Annotated in this window: 12 protein-coding genes; 4 read left to right on the top strand and 8 right to left on the bottom strand. The window is 41.5% G+C overall.

Annotation, left to right across the window (positions count from 1 at the left end; translation table 11 throughout):
* Positions 1-16: 16 nt before the first annotated feature.
* The 7 genes from CUS89_RS03950 to chvE all read right to left on the bottom strand — a co-directional run bounded on the left by CUS89_RS03950 (position 17) and on the right by chvE (position 8211).
* A complete protein-coding gene (locus CUS89_RS03950; RefSeq protein WP_104776350.1) occupies positions 17-715 on the bottom strand; it encodes an L-ribulose-5-phosphate 4-epimerase in 699 nt (232 codons plus the stop codon).
* Positions 709-2295, bottom strand: coding sequence for a xylulokinase (locus CUS89_RS03945; RefSeq protein WP_104871106.1), 1587 nt, complete (start codon positions 2293-2295; stop codon positions 709-711). Before CUS89_RS03945 ends, CUS89_RS03950 begins: the two co-directional genes overlap by 7 nt.
* A 300-nt stretch (positions 2296-2595) precedes the next feature.
* A complete protein-coding gene (locus CUS89_RS03940; RefSeq protein ID WP_104871105.1) occupies positions 2596-3684 on the bottom strand; it encodes a GntR family transcriptional regulator in 1089 nt (362 codons plus the stop codon).
* A 178-nt stretch (positions 3685-3862) separates the two neighbouring features.
* Positions 3863-4186, bottom strand: coding sequence for a PTS sugar transporter subunit IIB (locus tag CUS89_RS03935; protein ID WP_104871104.1), 324 nt, complete (start codon positions 4184-4186; stop codon positions 3863-3865).
* A gap of 12 nt (positions 4187-4198) precedes the next feature.
* Entirely contained in the window at positions 4199-5401 is a 1203-nt protein-coding gene (gene mmsB, locus CUS89_RS03930) for a multiple monosaccharide ABC transporter permease (RefSeq protein WP_019723427.1), read from the bottom strand.
* Positions 5401-6933: a multiple monosaccharide ABC transporter ATP-binding protein gene (mmsA, locus tag CUS89_RS03925; RefSeq protein ID WP_104871103.1), complete on the bottom strand. Its 1533-nt coding sequence runs from the start codon at positions 6931-6933 to the stop codon at positions 5401-5403. The genes mmsB and mmsA overlap by 1 nt, the downstream gene beginning before the upstream one ends.
* Before the next feature lie 186 nt (positions 6934-7119).
* The gene (chvE, locus tag CUS89_RS03920; RefSeq protein ID WP_104871102.1) at positions 7120-8211 is read right to left on the bottom strand and encodes a multiple monosaccharide ABC transporter substrate-binding protein; all 1092 of its coding nucleotides are present in this window, start codon (positions 8209-8211) and stop codon (positions 7120-7122) included.
* 226 nt (positions 8212-8437) lie between these two features.
* Here chvE and CUS89_RS03915 point away from each other — a divergent pair, with 226 nt between their 5' ends.
* The 4 genes from CUS89_RS03915 to CUS89_RS03900 all read left to right on the top strand — a co-directional run bounded on the left by CUS89_RS03915 (position 8438) and on the right by CUS89_RS03900 (position 13208).
* The gene (locus CUS89_RS03915; RefSeq protein WP_104871101.1) at positions 8438-9403 is read left to right on the top strand and encodes an ABC transporter substrate-binding protein; all 966 of its coding nucleotides are present in this window, start codon (positions 8438-8440) and stop codon (positions 9401-9403) included.
* 8 nt (positions 9404-9411) lie between these two features.
* Positions 9412-10860: a sensor histidine kinase gene (locus CUS89_RS03910; protein WP_104871100.1), complete on the top strand. Its 1449-nt coding sequence runs from the start codon at positions 9412-9414 to the stop codon at positions 10858-10860.
* Entirely contained in the window at positions 10853-12439 is a 1587-nt protein-coding gene (locus CUS89_RS03905; protein WP_104871099.1) for a response regulator transcription factor, read from the top strand. Before CUS89_RS03910 ends, CUS89_RS03905 begins: the two co-directional genes overlap by 8 nt.
* Before the next feature lie 112 nt (positions 12440-12551).
* Positions 12552-13208: a YitT family protein gene (locus tag CUS89_RS03900; protein WP_104871098.1), complete on the top strand. Its 657-nt coding sequence runs from the start codon at positions 12552-12554 to the stop codon at positions 13206-13208.
* Positions 13209-13527: 319 nt separating this feature from the next.
* Here CUS89_RS03900 and CUS89_RS03890 read toward each other — a convergent pair.
* On the bottom strand, positions 13528-15675 hold a 2148-nt coding region (locus CUS89_RS03890; protein WP_146103403.1), incomplete at its 5' end, for an LPXTG cell wall anchor domain-containing protein.

Raw genomic sequence — 15675 nt, 5'->3', positions numbered from 1 at the left:
TAACTCCTCTTTTTTTTTATTTTTTTTGGCCATAATACGCATCTTTACCGTGCTTGCGTAAATAATGTTTATCCAATATTCGTTGGGGCAATGGTTCGGAAAAACTATTCAATTGGCGAGTAAATAAGTTCATTTTCGCCACTTCATCCAGTACAACGGCATTCATCACCGCTTGCGAAGCGTCTTTTCCCCAAGTAAACGGTCCATGACCATGTAACAACACTCCCGGGATCGCCATGATATCAATATTTCTATTTTGGAATGTCTCAATGATCACATTGCCGGTTTCGTGTTCATAACCAGCATCGATTTCTTCTTGTGATAAAAATCTTGCACAAGGAACGCTACCATAAAAAGTATCTGCATGAGTCGTACCCATGGCGGGTAGATCGAGACCCGCTTGCGCCCAGATCGTTGCCCACGTCGAATGCGTATGACAAATCCCGCCAATTTCCGGGAAATGTTTGTAGAGAACCGCATGTGTCGGTGTATCGGAGGATGGATTAAGCTTGCCTTCGATGACTTGATTATTCAAATCAACAACGACCATATCTTCTGCTTTCATTTCCTCATAGCTCACACCACTAGGTTTGATGACAAAATATCCTGTTTCTCGATCAAACGCACTGACATTCCCCCATGTATATTTGATCAAACCTTGTTTTGGTAAAGCTAAATTCGCTTGATAAACCGCTTCTTTCAGACTTTCTAACATTCTCTCACTCCTTCTTCCATTGATACGATCGCGGATGCTTCGATAGGCAACCCTTTTTCATACATCTCAATAAACCGTTCGTAACCACTTAAGTCTTCCTCCGTTGGTTCGATCGTCAGACCTTCACTGGTTGAAAATACATCTTTTGCTAAAAATTCTTCCAAAGTCATTGCTTCTGCCGCTTGGAGATAAGCAGCTAATAAGGCGATCCCCCAAGCGCCTCCTTCTCCGGCTGTTTCCATGACTGTTACAGGTGCTTCCATTGCTGAAGCTAGAATCGTTTGAGCAACTTTCGGCGTTTTAAAGATCCCGCCATGTGCCACTAAACGATCGATCGTGACTTGCTCAGATTTAAGAATCTCCATCCCTAGACGCATCGCCCCAAAAGCACTCGATAGGTGCATCCGCATAAAATTCGCTAAATCAAATGTGCTATCAGGCTGTCTCACGAACAGTGGTCTGCCTTGTTCCATTTTTGTGATGTTTTCGCCTGAGTGGTACCCATAGCTGAGTAATCCTCCACAGTCCCCATCTCCTTGTAGCGCTTTCAAAAATAAGGTTTCATAAATCTGCTGTGTATCGATCGTCACTCCAAGACTCTCACTGAACTCTTTGAAAATCTTGACCCATGCGTTGATTTCCGATGAGCAATTGTTTGTATGCACCATTGCTACAGGGCTTCCGTCAGGTGTTGTTACTTGGTCGATCTCTGGATGGATGTTTACTAACTCTTTGTCTAGTACGATCATTGCAAACGCCGATGTCCCTGCTGAAACATTCCCTGTACGTAACCCCACACTATTCGTTGCGACCATACCTGTGCCAGCATCTCCTTCAGGTGGGCAAACAGGAATCCCTGCAGATAAGTTACCGGATAGATCTAAGAGCTTGGCTCCCTTTTCAGTCAGCGTCCCTGCAACTTCACCAGCTAAACGAATTTCTGGAAGGAGCGTTTCTACCGGTTGCAAAAAGCCTTCCGCTTGTGCCAATTGATTAAAAATAGCAATCTTTTGTGCATCATATCCCTTCGTTTGACGATCGATAGGAAACATTCCTGAAGCATCTCCAACTCCTAATACTTTTTGTCCGGTCAACTGCCAATGGATGTACCCAGCTAATGTTGTAAAGTAATTAAGATCTTTTAAATGTGTTTCTTTGTTTAAAATCGCTTGATACAGATGGGCAATGCTCCAACGCTGTGGGATCGTATAATGAAATGCTTTGCTCAGTTTTACTTCTGCCTCTGCGGTAATGGCATTGCGCCACGTGCGAAAAGGAACAAGCAATTCATCGTCTTGATCGAAGGCCAGATAGCCGTGCATCATTGCGCTAAAGCCGATAGCCCCTATCGTAGTCAGTGTCGTCTCATACTCCGCAGAAACTTCATCGACTAACTGCTGATAACTAGATTGTAAACCCTTCCAAATCTCATCAAGTGAATAGGTCCAAATACCGTTTTCTAACTGGTTTTCCCAATCGTAACTTCCAGCTGCAATCGGTTCATAATTGTGATCGATCAGCACTGCTTTGATTCTCGTCGAACCTAGCTCAATACCTAGTGCTGTTTGCCCTGTGCGAATCGCTTCTATACGTTTCAGCCTAGTTTCTTTCGCTTCGATGTCAAACGCCCCCTTAGTTTCTCTTTATGATAGTTACAGTATAAAACTTTTTGTACGTACATGTCAACGATATTATAGTTATTTGTTCGTACATAAACCTTTTTATTTTTCCTTATAAATTCCCATTTGCCATATAAAAAAGGCAAAGAGAGTAAATTCCTCATCTTTACCTTTTTAAGATCAAATAATCTTGCTCGACATTGACAAATGTTCATTAAATAAATTTTTCTCGCATCTGGAATGCTTATAGTTTCCTTTCAGCTATTCGCCTTTCTTTGCTGAACTTACTGATTCTCTGATCACCAAAGTAGGTTCATAGACGATATTTTCTCCTTGATTGCCCGTTTGGATCGTGTGAATGATCCATTCTGCCGCATCTTTTCCCATTCGCTCTTTTGGATGAGTTAAAGTGGTCAGTTTCACTGCGCCCATCTGACTCAACGAGGAATCATCATTTCCAATGATCGACAATTGCTGCGGTACTTGATAGCCCTTTGCGATCACCTCATCAAGCAACTGGCTAGCAACCTGATCGTTGTAGCAGATGATGCCGGTGCTTGCCGATTCCTTTAGCTGTAAGAGGACTTTTTCACCTAGTTTCCCACGAGAATCAGTCGTGTAGGTAATGATATCTCCCGGCGAAAATTGGATACCGTAGGCTTCACACGCTTGAATAAATCCTTTCATCCGATATTTTCCTTGTAAATCATCGATTTTCGTGATGAACAGTAATCGCTGATGTCCTTGCTGGATCAAATACTCTGTCCCTTTAAAGCCAACTTTTACATCATCGACACAAATCGAGGCGACCGCTAATTCTTCATAGACAGCATTGATCATGACCATCGGGATTCCTTGTTCTCTCAATCGGACATAGAGCGCAAGGTTTGGATTGTATTCATTACTTTTTGTTGGCTCTACGATCAAGCCATCTACGCCAAACTGCATCATTTTTTCTAAACAGTTTTTTTCTTGTTGATGATCATTATTCGTACTCGCTAACAATAACGAATAGCCTTGCTCACTCAACGTTTTTTCAATTCCTCGGATGATCGAGGGGAAAATATAATCCGATAAATACGTCGTGATCACGCCGATCGTCTTTTGGTTTTTTCTGCTTTCCGATGTTTTCTTATACGCATCATCGACATATGTTCCAGAGCCTTTCTCTTTACGTAGATACCCTTCATTGACTAATAATCCAATCGCTTGTCTTACCGTATGACGGCTTACTTGGTAGTCTTTTTGTAATTGGAGTTCAGGCGGTATCGGTTCATTTAGTTTAAAAATTTGGTCAATGATCTTATCCTTTATTTCATCTGCGATCATTTGATATTTTGTTTTATCCATGGTTACTTTGCCAATCCTTTCACTCCGACGTAAGTTGTCCGAACAATTATTTTATATCATTGTAGCACAACTTGTTTTGGAAAGGATTATTAACACGAAAAAAACATCTGTGAGATTCGTTTTATTCGCACTTTGTAAGGAACAACTGCTCTGTTTTCAACTTTTACTTCAAGTGATTTCAAAAGAATTGTAAGATATCCGCTAAGACAGATTCTCCATCAAATGTTTCGTAATCTTCTTTACGAATCAATTTGTAAGGAACAGCTTTCACCGTAAGAAAATCTTTTAACCGTTCCACTTCATATTCAGATTGTGGACCGATCATCAGTCCATCAATATGTTGGTTTTGGATTGCCTGCTCTGCTACGATTGCCGGTGCAGAGTATACGTGAAGAGGCACACCTTTTTCATTTGCTGCATTTTGGATATTTTTCACTAATAGACCTGAAGTGATCCCAGCAGTGCAAATCAATAATATCCGTTTTTCCTCTGTCGTTTCCATCCACTCGCCACCTTAAGAAATTTTGCGTTTTTTATTGTAAATATCTAACACGACAGCAAGCAATAAAATCAAGCCTTTGATTGCCTGTTGCCAGTCTACTCCGACCCCCATGATCGACATCCCATTATTCAGCACACCCATGACTAAGCCACCGACGATTGCTCCAGTGATCGTTCCGATCCCCCCAGAAGTCGAAGCTCCTCCAAAGTACACAGAAGCCATGGCATCTAATTCAAGCGAAGTTCCTGCCTGAGGGGTAGCAGCGTTTAAACGAGCGGCTAAGATCAGACCGGCTAAAGCAGCCATGACGCCCATATTAACAAATACCCAAAAAGTGATTTTCTTCGTCTTGATCCCAGATAATTGAGCTGCCTTCAAATTGCCACCTGTGGCATAAATTTGACGTCCAGCAACTGTCCGATTGGTCAAGAATCCGTATATCCCAACAATCACACCTAAAATGATCAATATTACTGGAAATCCTTGATATGAGGCAAAGATATAACTTAATCCTAAGACAAGAACGATCGTCAATGCCGCTTTGATCAAAAATGCGTTCATTGATGGTACTTCAAATAAATTTTCTTTTCTTCGCGCTCTCGCACGCCATTGAGCAAATACTAAACTCACAGCTAAGACAACACCTAAAATCAATGTCAATAAGTGCATACCAGGAACACCAAAGATATCTGGTAAATAACCCGTCGAGATTTTTTGGAAACCTCCAGGGAAAGGAGCTAAAGATTGCCCTCCTAATACAACTTGTGTCAAGCCACGAAACATCAATAGACCAGCAAGTGTCACGATAAACGCAGGGATCCCTACATAAGCGACCCAAAAGCCTTGCCATGCGCCGATCACTCCACCAACTAACAGACATAAAGGAACTGCGAGCCATGGGCTGATGTTGTTATTGACCATCAACATACCCGCCATCGCTCCTACAAATGCCATGACTGAACCTACCGATAGATCCACGTAACCTAAAAGCACGACCAACAACATTCCCGCAGCCAAAATCAAAATATGGCTGTTTTGTAACACAATATTCGTGATATTCAACGGTCTTAAAAAGATCCCGCCGGTCATTAGTTGAAAAGCAATCAATAAAGCGACCAAAATAATGACCATACTATATTTACTAAAGATATCTAATATCTTTTCTTTTACATTCCAAGCATTTTTTTCCTGACTTTTTTTTGTGACATTTTCCATCAGCCCACTGCCTCCTCTTCTTTTGTCATCAGGTTCATCAATAACTCCTGATTTGCCTCTTCTCTAAGCACTTCTCCTGTCATTTTCCCTTCATTCATGGTATAGATTCGATCACACATACCGATGATCTCAGGTAGTTCAGAGGAAATGATACAGACACACTTTCCTAAGGCAGCCATTTCTTCAATAATCGTGTAGATTTCATATTTTGCCCCGACATCGATACCGCGAGTCGGTTCGTCCAGAAATAAAATTTCCGGTTCAGTCATCAACCACTTAGCTAAAACGACTTTTTGTTGATTCCCACCACTCAAGCTACCGACGTTTTGGAATACATTAGTCGCTTTTGTCCTCATTTTTTTACGGAAGTTTTCTGCTTCGATCACTTCTTTTTCTTGATCTAAGATACCACTTCGACTAATTTTTTTGAGACTAGCAATCGTCGTATTTTCTCTGATGTCCATCAAAAGATTCAATCCAACCGACTTACGGTCTTCGGATACATACGCCAACCCATGATCAATGGCTTGAGAAACATCTTTGATCACTATTTCTTTTCCATCTTTAAAAATCTTGCCGCTGATATTGCTCCCATATGATCGACCAAAAACACTCATGGCAAATTCAGTTCGTCCTGCCCCCATCAAGCCAGCAATACCGACAATTTCGCCTCGTCGAATCGAAAAATCGATATGATCATTGATGATTCGCTCGGTTGTCAATGGATGATGGACCGTCCAATCCTTGACTTCAAAATAAACCTCGCCGATATTTGGATGACGATCAGGGTAACGATTCGTTAAATCACGACCAACCATTCCTTTAATGATCCGCTCTTCACTGATTGCTGTATTTTCTAACGTTTCGATCGTTTGACCATCTCGTAAGATCGTGATCCGGTCAGCTACCGCAACGATTTCATTCAATTTATGCGAAATAATGATCGAAGTGATGCCTTGATTGCGAAACTCCTTGATCAATGCTAAAAGATTGGCACTTTCTTCTTCATTCAGCGCTGCTGTCGGTTCATCTAATATAAGTAATCGAACATTTTTAGAAAAAGCCTTCGCAATTTCCACCAACTGCTGATGCCCGACACCGATTTGTGAGACTAAGGTATTCGGATCGATTTTCAAGCCTACCGTTTTTAGTAGATTTTCTGTTTTTCGTTCAGTCAAATTCCAGTCGATCACGCCATGTTTTGTTTGTTCGTTCCCTAAAAAAATGTTTTCTTTGATCGACAGATAGGGACTCAATGCTAATTCCTGATGGATGATCACGATCCCTTTCGCTTCACTATCTCTAAGATTTTTGAATTGGCAAGCCTCCCCGTCATACATGATTTCGCCTGAATAACTGCCATAAGGGTACAAACCGCTCAACACATTCATCAATGTGGATTTTCCTGCACCATTCTCGCCACAGAGAGCATGGATCTCTCCTCGTTTGATGCGTAGATTGACATTGTTCAATGCACGAACACCAGAGAATTCTTTGATGATTTCTTTCATTTCTAAAATATAATCTGCCATTTTTTCACTTCCTAATCGAGGTTGCGACAGAAGTGCTCAACTCCGAGAAATAAGCGTGAAAAATCGAAAATCGTTCTTCAAATTTCTGGGATTTCACGCTTACTTCTGAAGGAACTACTTCTGGAACACTGTTAATCCGGTTATAAAAGGCATAAGACGACGAATGTCCTAAAACCCTTGTTACTCTTATTGTCCTAAATCACTTTCACTGTAATACTCAGTATCAATCAGCTCTTGTTTGTAGTTTTCTTTATCCACAGAAACTGGATTTGCTAGATAAGTTGGAATGACTTTCACGCCATTATCGTAGGTTTCTTCATCATTCACTGGCACTTCTTTATCATTGTTGATCGCTTCGATCATCTCTACCGTATTGTCAGCTAACACCCGTGTGTCTTTAAAAATCGTTTGCGTCTGTTCTCCTGCAATGATGGATTTCACACCAGCAATCGTTGCATCCTGTCCTGTAATGACCGGAAGTGGTTTGTCGGCTGAGCCATACCCCACTCCTTTCAAAGATGAAATGATCCCTAAACTGATTGGATCATAAGGAGAAAGAACGGCATCTAATTTTTCATCTGTATAATTAGCACTTAATAAGTTATCCATGCGTGCTTGTGCAGTTGAGCCATCCCAACGAAGCGTCGCAATTTGATTGAATTTCGTTTGACCTGATGATACATTCAGTTGTTTGCTATCGATATAAGGTTGCAGGATCGACATCACACCATTGTAGTTGATCAATGCGTTGTTATCGTCAGGTGATCCACCAAATAATTCAATCGTAAAAGGTCCAGCACCATCTTTTAAGCCTAATTTATCTTCGATATAAGAAGCTTGTAAAACACCTACACCGAAATTATCAAATGTTGCATAATAATCGACATATTCAGAGTTCATCAATAAACGGTCATACGCAATGACTTTGATATCCGCCTGATGTGCTTTTTCTAAGACATCTGTCAATGCCGAACCGTCGATCGAAGCAATCACCAACGTATCTACTCCTTTTGTGATCATATTTTCGATTTGTGCTACTTGGTTTTCTACTTTGTCTTCTCCGTATTGCAAATCCGTCTTGTATCCTTTTTCTTCTAGTTGCTTGACCATATTGTCGCCATCTGCGATCCATCGCTCTGCAGATTTTGTTGGCATCGAAATCCCCACAAATCCTTTTTCATCTCCGGCGGCACTGCCATTGCTACATCCAGCAAGTGTTGTCACAGAGATCAATAAAAAAACAATTGCTACCAACCAATTCTTCCCAACTCGTTTCATGTGTGTCCCTCCAAATACTTATTTGATGCATTCATCATAACTAAAATATAAAACGCTTTCATTGATTATTTTTCTGTATTTCTATAAATTCCCTCGTAAATTTATGCAAGCTTTTGATTTTTCTTCATTTTCTTTTGACGATTCTTGATTTTCTTACGAAATTGACAAACATGCTAATATGAAATTTGAAAACGCTATATGATATAGATAAAAGGGGAGATTCAATATGAAGAACAAAAGTTTTTTTATCCTGGTAGCTTTTTGCCTATTGCTGACTGGGTGTGCTCTCAACTCTACTGAGCCTACAAAAAAAGAGTTGACCATTGGCTTTTCTCAGGCTGGTACCGAAAGTAATTGGCGCAAAGTTCAAAATCAGTCCATCAAAGAAGCACTTGAAAAACAAAATTTCCAAGTTCTTCACCGAAATAGTTACTCTGATCCAAAACAACAGATCCAAGACGTGATGACGTTTATTGCCTATCAAGTCGATATGATCGTGTTATCACCTATTGAAGAAACTGGCTGGGATTCTGTTTTGGAAGAAGCCAAAGAAGCGAATATTCCAGTCATCATCGTTGATCGCAACATCACAACGGAAAAACAAGATCTCTATTTGACCCATATTGGTTCAAGTTTCAAAGCACAAGGCAGTCGAGCCGGCCTTTATGTCACCAATCTTTACCAGCAAAAAGCGCAAGAATCGATCCAAGTATTTGAGATACGTGGTTCAGAAAATACATCTCCCACTCGCTTGAGATCAGACGGCTTTTTAGAAACTATCGGTCGTGATCCAAGAATCCATGTTAGACAAGTGATCACCGGAGACTATATTCGCCTAAAAGCCAAAGAACAGTTTTCAAAAGCCATTGATGAGGGAAAACTCGATGGAATCGACGTCATTTATTCTCACAATGATGAAATGACCCTAGGTGCATTGGATGCGATGAAGGAAAAGAAACTTGAAAACAACTTTGTGATTGTTAGTATTGATGCTCAAAAAGAGATGATCGATCAATTGAAAAAAGGAAATGTCAACTGTGTCGTGGAATGCAACCCTTTCATGGGTGAATTAGTAGCCAATACGGTCAAACGTCACTTCGAAAAGAAAGCGATTCCACAAGACATTTACGTTTCTGATACAGTGTTCTCAGACCAAAATGATTTTTCAACGATCCCGCCGCGGGGTTACTAGGAGGAAAAATGAAGAAGACCGAAAGTATTAAAGTACTACTTCGACATACCAGTTGGCTTATGTTATCTTTAGCAATCACACCTTTGATTATTAGCATTGCTCTTTATACGCATTATCTTTTTTCCTATGAAAAAAGTATCCATAATATCTCTATTGCTAATCAAATCGCCAGTACCGTAGAAGAAACTATCATCGAAGAAGCTCTTGGATTAACTTATGGACAGATTACTCCTGAAGAATTCCAACAGAGCAACCAGATCAATCGCATCAAAGAAGAAATCAGCGACATCAAGATCACCACTCAAAACTCACAAGAATTAGCGACACTCAATATCGTATTACGCTCCTTGGATAATGTTTCTGACTATTTAGATAAAATCATTGAAAATATCCACCAAAAAGAAACGTTCGCAGAAAATCAAGCTTTGATGCTACATGTTGAATCTGCGGTCAAACTTGCCCATGATATTTTACAAGATTTTGTCAAAATCGAAATCGATACTGCTTCTGTAAAAAGTGAAGAAGTTCGCAATTCCTTGGTCATTCTCTCCACCATTGAGGTCATTATCATCGCGTTGATTTTCCTATTGACTAGAAAGTTCAACACGAAAATGATGTACCAAATCCAACAGCCTATGGATGAAATGATCAAAATGGCTGATGCTTTAGCAGAAGGCCATTTGAATCATCGGATCAAAACACAACAAAACAATGAGTTGAAAAAATTAAGTAATAGTATGAATGATATGGCTGATAACTTAGTGATTTTATTAGAAGAAAATGCGTTGAAGCAATATAATCTTGCGCAAAGTGAAGTCAGAACGCTACAAGCTCAGATCATTCCTCATTTTATTTATAATAGTTTAGACGCCATTTTGGTCTTGGCAGAAATGGGCGAAATCGAAAAAGTCAAAGAAATGACATATGCCTTATCTGACTTCTTCCGCATTTCATTAAGTCAAGGAAAAGACTGGATCCCAGTCGAACAAGAAATCAGACATTGTGTCAATTACTTGAAGATTTTGCAAATCCGTTATGGAGATCAATTATCTTATCAATTAACCATTGATCCAAAAGTCGATCATCATCCAATATTAAAAATGATTCTTCAACCATTGATTGAAAATGCGGTCTATCATGGAATAAAACTGGTGCGTAGGAAGGGAAAAATCATTGTAAAAGCGTATATAGATCAAGAAGAGTTTATCCATTTTTGGATCATTGACAATGGAAAAGGGATTACAGAAACCAAGTTAAAAGAGATCAACCAAGAACTCGCAGATGGTTTAGATACTAATTTTCATAAAGGATATGGACTCTTTAATGTCAACAAACGCTTGCTTTTATACTATGGAACTGATGCAAATATCACGATTACTAGCCGGATCGACCACGGTACGGTCGTCCATGTCGTTGTCCCTACAAAAAATATAGATAGGAATGAAGCAAATGTATAAAATTTTTATCGCAGAAGATGAACATTTGATTCGCGAATCATTAAAGAGGATGATCACTGAATTTTCAACCTTTCTACCATTAAGCTCCATTGAAGATGCCAGCGATGGCGAACTTGCTCTATCAATGATTGCGGAACAAAAACCAGATATCTTGGTGACGGATATTCGTATGCCTTTTATGAATGGGATTGAATTAGCAAATGAAGTAAAAAAACTCTTGCCTGATATCCAGATCATTTTTATTAGTGGATACGATGAATTCACTTATGCAAAGGCTGCGATTCAACTTCAAGTGGCCGAGTATTTGTTAAAACCGATCAAACCAAATGAGCTACAAGAAAGCCTAAAACAAATCATTCAAAGACTAGAAGCTGCTTCCTTATTGAAACAGTCGAAAGAAACAAATGGCTATTCTTTAGAAGTACAAAAAAACGTTTACTTAAATGCCTTATTCAATAATCAACTATTACTTTCAGAAGCAATTGAAGAAGGACGAAAACTTGAACGTGAAATCGCTGGAAATAAATATATGGTTTTATTGATTGCTAATCATACGAATAAGTTTTTTTCTGATTATGATGTTTTTCATGAAAAGATGGCTGAGCTATTCGATAACGATAAACAAATGCTCTTTTCTTCCCTTTCTTCACGATTTATCAAATTACTGATTTTTGATTCAAATGAAGAGCTATTACAAAAAAAAGCTAATCAGGTTGCTTTGCTTTCTCATAAAACATTAGGACATACGACAGACGATCTAGTTATCGCGATCGGTTACCCTGTAAAACGAATCAGCGAAATTCCCCATAGTTATCAAACCGCTGTTCATTTGCTCAGTTACTTGACGATTGACCCTAAAATAAAAATTCTTTCTTATTTAGATTATGAAAAAAAACTTGGCAGTTACGGACAATCCTTCGATCTAAAAGCATCCATTCGTTTACTTAGAAAAAGCGAGATCCATCCGTTTGTTGAAGAGTTGGTCAAACAGACCAACCAACATGCCGATCCGCTTCTCGTTAGGCATCTGATCGTCAATGAGTTGAACCAATTAGTAACGGCACGTCAAAACCAAACCAATCAAGTCGTTTCTTTTGCCTCTACAGAGGAAATCCCAAAAATTCTATCAGATACGCCACTTTTCATACAGTATCTTGAACAAACGATCTACTATTTAAAAGAAATGGTACTTGAGAATCACATGAATCAGTATAAAGAAGTACTCGAGCAATCCGTCGCGTATATTGAAAACCATTATTTTGAACCAGAGCTTTCTTTAAAAGAAGTGGCTGATCATGTCCATTTAAGCAGCTCACATTTCAGTACGATTTTTTCTCAAGGGATAGGACAAACCTTTATTGACTATCTCACTGAACAACGATTGAGCATGGCGAGACGTCTTTTGCGTGAAACAAATTTAAAACTCTCTGTCATTGCCTCGGAAGTGGGATACAATGACCCCAATTATTTTAGTTCTATTTTTAAACGAAAAGAAAAAATCTCGCCTAAAGAATACCGGAAAACGAAACAAAAAGGTGCGCACCCTTTACAAGAAAATAATTATCAAGTCAATAAATAAGCAATATTCTATCAAAATATTTTTTTCAGTTTAGTCTGAAAAAGTTGTTACTTTCTTCATCGAACTACTTGCTATAATTATAGAAATAATGAAAAAAGAAAGGAATACGCGTGTGAAAGCAGAACTAAAAAAATTACCTGTGATTATTGTTGGAATCATTAGTATCACTGTGGGACTAAACATGTTTTTACTTCCGCATCAAATTGCTTCAGCAGGCGTAGGATCAATTGGTTTTCTTCTAGAAATGGTCTTGCTGATTGACCGGACATTGATAGTTTGGGCAATCAACCTAGCGATGCTTTGCTTAGCTTTTATCTTTCTGGAAAGAGCAGTCTTTTTTAAAACTCTGATAGGTAGCTTGATATTTCCGATTATTTTAGCATACACACCGACTTTGGTACTCACTCAATTTTTTCCGATTGCCTTGGTCGCCGGCAGTTTTCTATTTAGTCTAGGCATATTTATTCTTTACCAAATCGGTGCATCAAACGGTGGCGTGACAGTTCCTCCGTTGATTTTCAAAAAATATTTTGGAATCGAACATGCTTTAGGCGTATTACTGACAAATACTGTGATCATTGTTTTAAACCTTGTGATTCTGGGGGTAAGTCAAGCGGTGATCTCTGCCATCTCTATCTATCTGATTTCATTTTTCATGAAAAAATTATTACAATTCCAAACTCAATTTTTAGCTATTAAGCCAATCAATTTAGTAAATGAGCGTGCTCCTATTCTAGATGAACAAACTAATAAAAATCTGGCGGAATAAATATTGTGACAGCTAGCTATACGAAAACAGACCACAAAAACCCAAAAATAGTTTCCTATTTGGGGATTTTATGGTCTGTTTTTTTGAGTTACATCAAAGGGACTTCTTTAAAAATAAAGCGTCTAGGACATTAGTTCTCTTACATATTATAAAACTGAATAAACGGCGAGAACAGAAGGAATCCCTTCGGAAATAAGACGCCATCCACAAAAATTTAAAGAACGATTTTCGTGGATGACGTCTTATTTCTCGAGGCTAAACACTTCTGTTCCGACCTCTGATTTATCAAAGTTACAGTATCCTATCTGTAACTTATATTCTACTTTTTATCCTCTTTGTTTTCTTGTTCTTCTTCCTCTTTGATCACACGTTCAACACGATCTTCATCATTTTGTAAATCACGACGTTTACGTTTGAATAGTCCGAAGAATCCCGCAAAAGCAACAAGTATACCACCTACAAATTTTCCAAACACACCTGAAGTGGAACCAGTCTTAGGTAATTGCTTACCTGACATATCTTCAGTATCACTTACCTCTTGTGTATTAGCCGTTTGGTTATTCGTTTGCTCATTACTAGATGAGTCATTGTTAGATCTGTTATCACCTATTGTTTGATTTCTTGCACCTTGATTTTCTATATCAGTAGTCTCTCTTGACGTGGTCATACTTGGATCAGTAACGTCTCCTCCCTTAATGTCAGAATCGACTTCTGGGGTTATCGTGCCTAAACCAGTTTCGCCTCTACCTGTACCTGGATCTACCTCTGGGGTGCCGGTGCTCGGATCGGTTTCGCCTCCGGTTGCTGGATCTACTTCCGGTGTGCCAGTGCCGGAATCGGTTTCGCCGCCGGTGCCTGGATCGACTTCCGGTGTACCAGTGTTCGGATCGGTTTCGCCGCCGGTGCCTGGGTCTACTTCTGGGGTACCGGTATCGGGATCTGTTTCTCCGCCTGTGCCTGGATCTACTTCCGGGGTACCAGTGTTCGGATCTGTTTCGCCTCCGGTTCCTGGGTCTACTTCTGGGGTACCGATATCGGGATCTGTTTCTCCGCCCGTGCCTGGATCGACTTCCGGCGTTCCTGTGCCTGGATCAGTTTCGCCGCCGGTGCCTGGATCTACTTCCGGGGTACCAGTGCCCGGATCTGTTTCGCCTCCGGTTCCTGGATCTATTTCCGGTGTACCTGTGCCCGGATCGGTTTCGCCTCCGGTGCCTGGGTCTACTTCTGGGGTACCGGTATCGGGATCGGTTTCGCCTCCCGTACCTGAGTCTACCTCTGGGGTACCTGTGCCGGGATCGGTTTCGCCTCCGGTTCCTGGATCTATTTCCGGTGTACCAGTGCCCGGATCGGTTTCGCCTCCCGTGCCTGGGTCTACCTCTGGGCTACCAGTGTCCGGGTCAGTTTCGCCGCCTGTACCTGGATCAACTTCTGGGGTGTTCGTATTCAGATCTTTGCCTGGTATTGTGATATCTAATCCTGGAATGCTTGCACCTGGTTGACTTGGCAAAACAGGGTTGACAGTTGGAATACCTGCTCCTGGTTTGTCTGGAAGCACTGGGTCTACCTCTGGGGTACCAGTGCCGGGATCGGTTTCTCCGCCCGTGCCTGGATCTACCTCTGGCGTGCCTGTGCCTGGATCGGTTTCTCCGCCACCTGTGCCTGGGTCTACCTCTGGTGTACCTGTTCCGGGATCTGTTTCGCCTCCCGTGCCTGGGTCCACCTCTGGCGTGCCAGTGCCGGGATCCGTTTCGCCGCCCGTTCCTGGGTCGACTTCTGGGGTGCCGGTGCCGGGATCTGTTTCGCCTCCCGTTCCTGGGTCTACTTCCGGTGTGCCAGTGTCGGGATCGGTTTCTCCGCCTGTTCCTGGGTCTACCTCTGGCGTGCCAGTGCCTGGATCGGTTTCTCCTCCACCTGTGCCTGGGTCGACCTCTGGCGTGCCAGTGCCGGGATCTGTTTCTCCGCCACCTGTACCTGGGTCTACCTCTGGCGTTCCTGTTCCGGGATCTGTTTCTCCGCCTGTTCCTGGGTCTACCTCTGGCGTGCCGGTGCCGGGATCTGTTTCTCCACCTGTTCCTGGGTCTACCTCTGGCGTGCCAGTGCCTGGATCGGTTTCTCCTCCACCTGTTCCGGGATCGACTTCTGGGGTGCCGGTGCCCGGATCGGTTTCGCCGCCACCTGTACCTGGGTCTACCTCTGGCGTGCCTGTGCCTGGATCAGTCTCTCCGCCACCTGTTCCGGGATCTACTTCCGGCGTTCCAGTGCCGGGATCTGTTTCTCCACCTGTTCCTGGGTCTACCTCTGGCGTGCCAGTGTCGGGATCTGTTTCTCCACCTGTTCCTGGATCGACTTCTGGGGTGCCGGTGCCCGGATCGGTTTCTCCTCCGGTTCCTGGGTCTACCTCTGGCGTTCCTGTTCCGGGATCGGTTTCGCCTCCACCTGTGCCGGGATCTACCTCTGGCGTGCCGGT

The organism is Enterococcus mundtii, assembly GCF_002947535.1.
GTDB lineage: Bacteria > Bacillota > Bacilli > Lactobacillales > Enterococcaceae > Enterococcus_B > Enterococcus_B mundtii_B.
The sequence above is the reverse complement of the archived record's forward strand: the minus strand, read 5'-3'. Positions and strand labels throughout refer to the sequence as shown.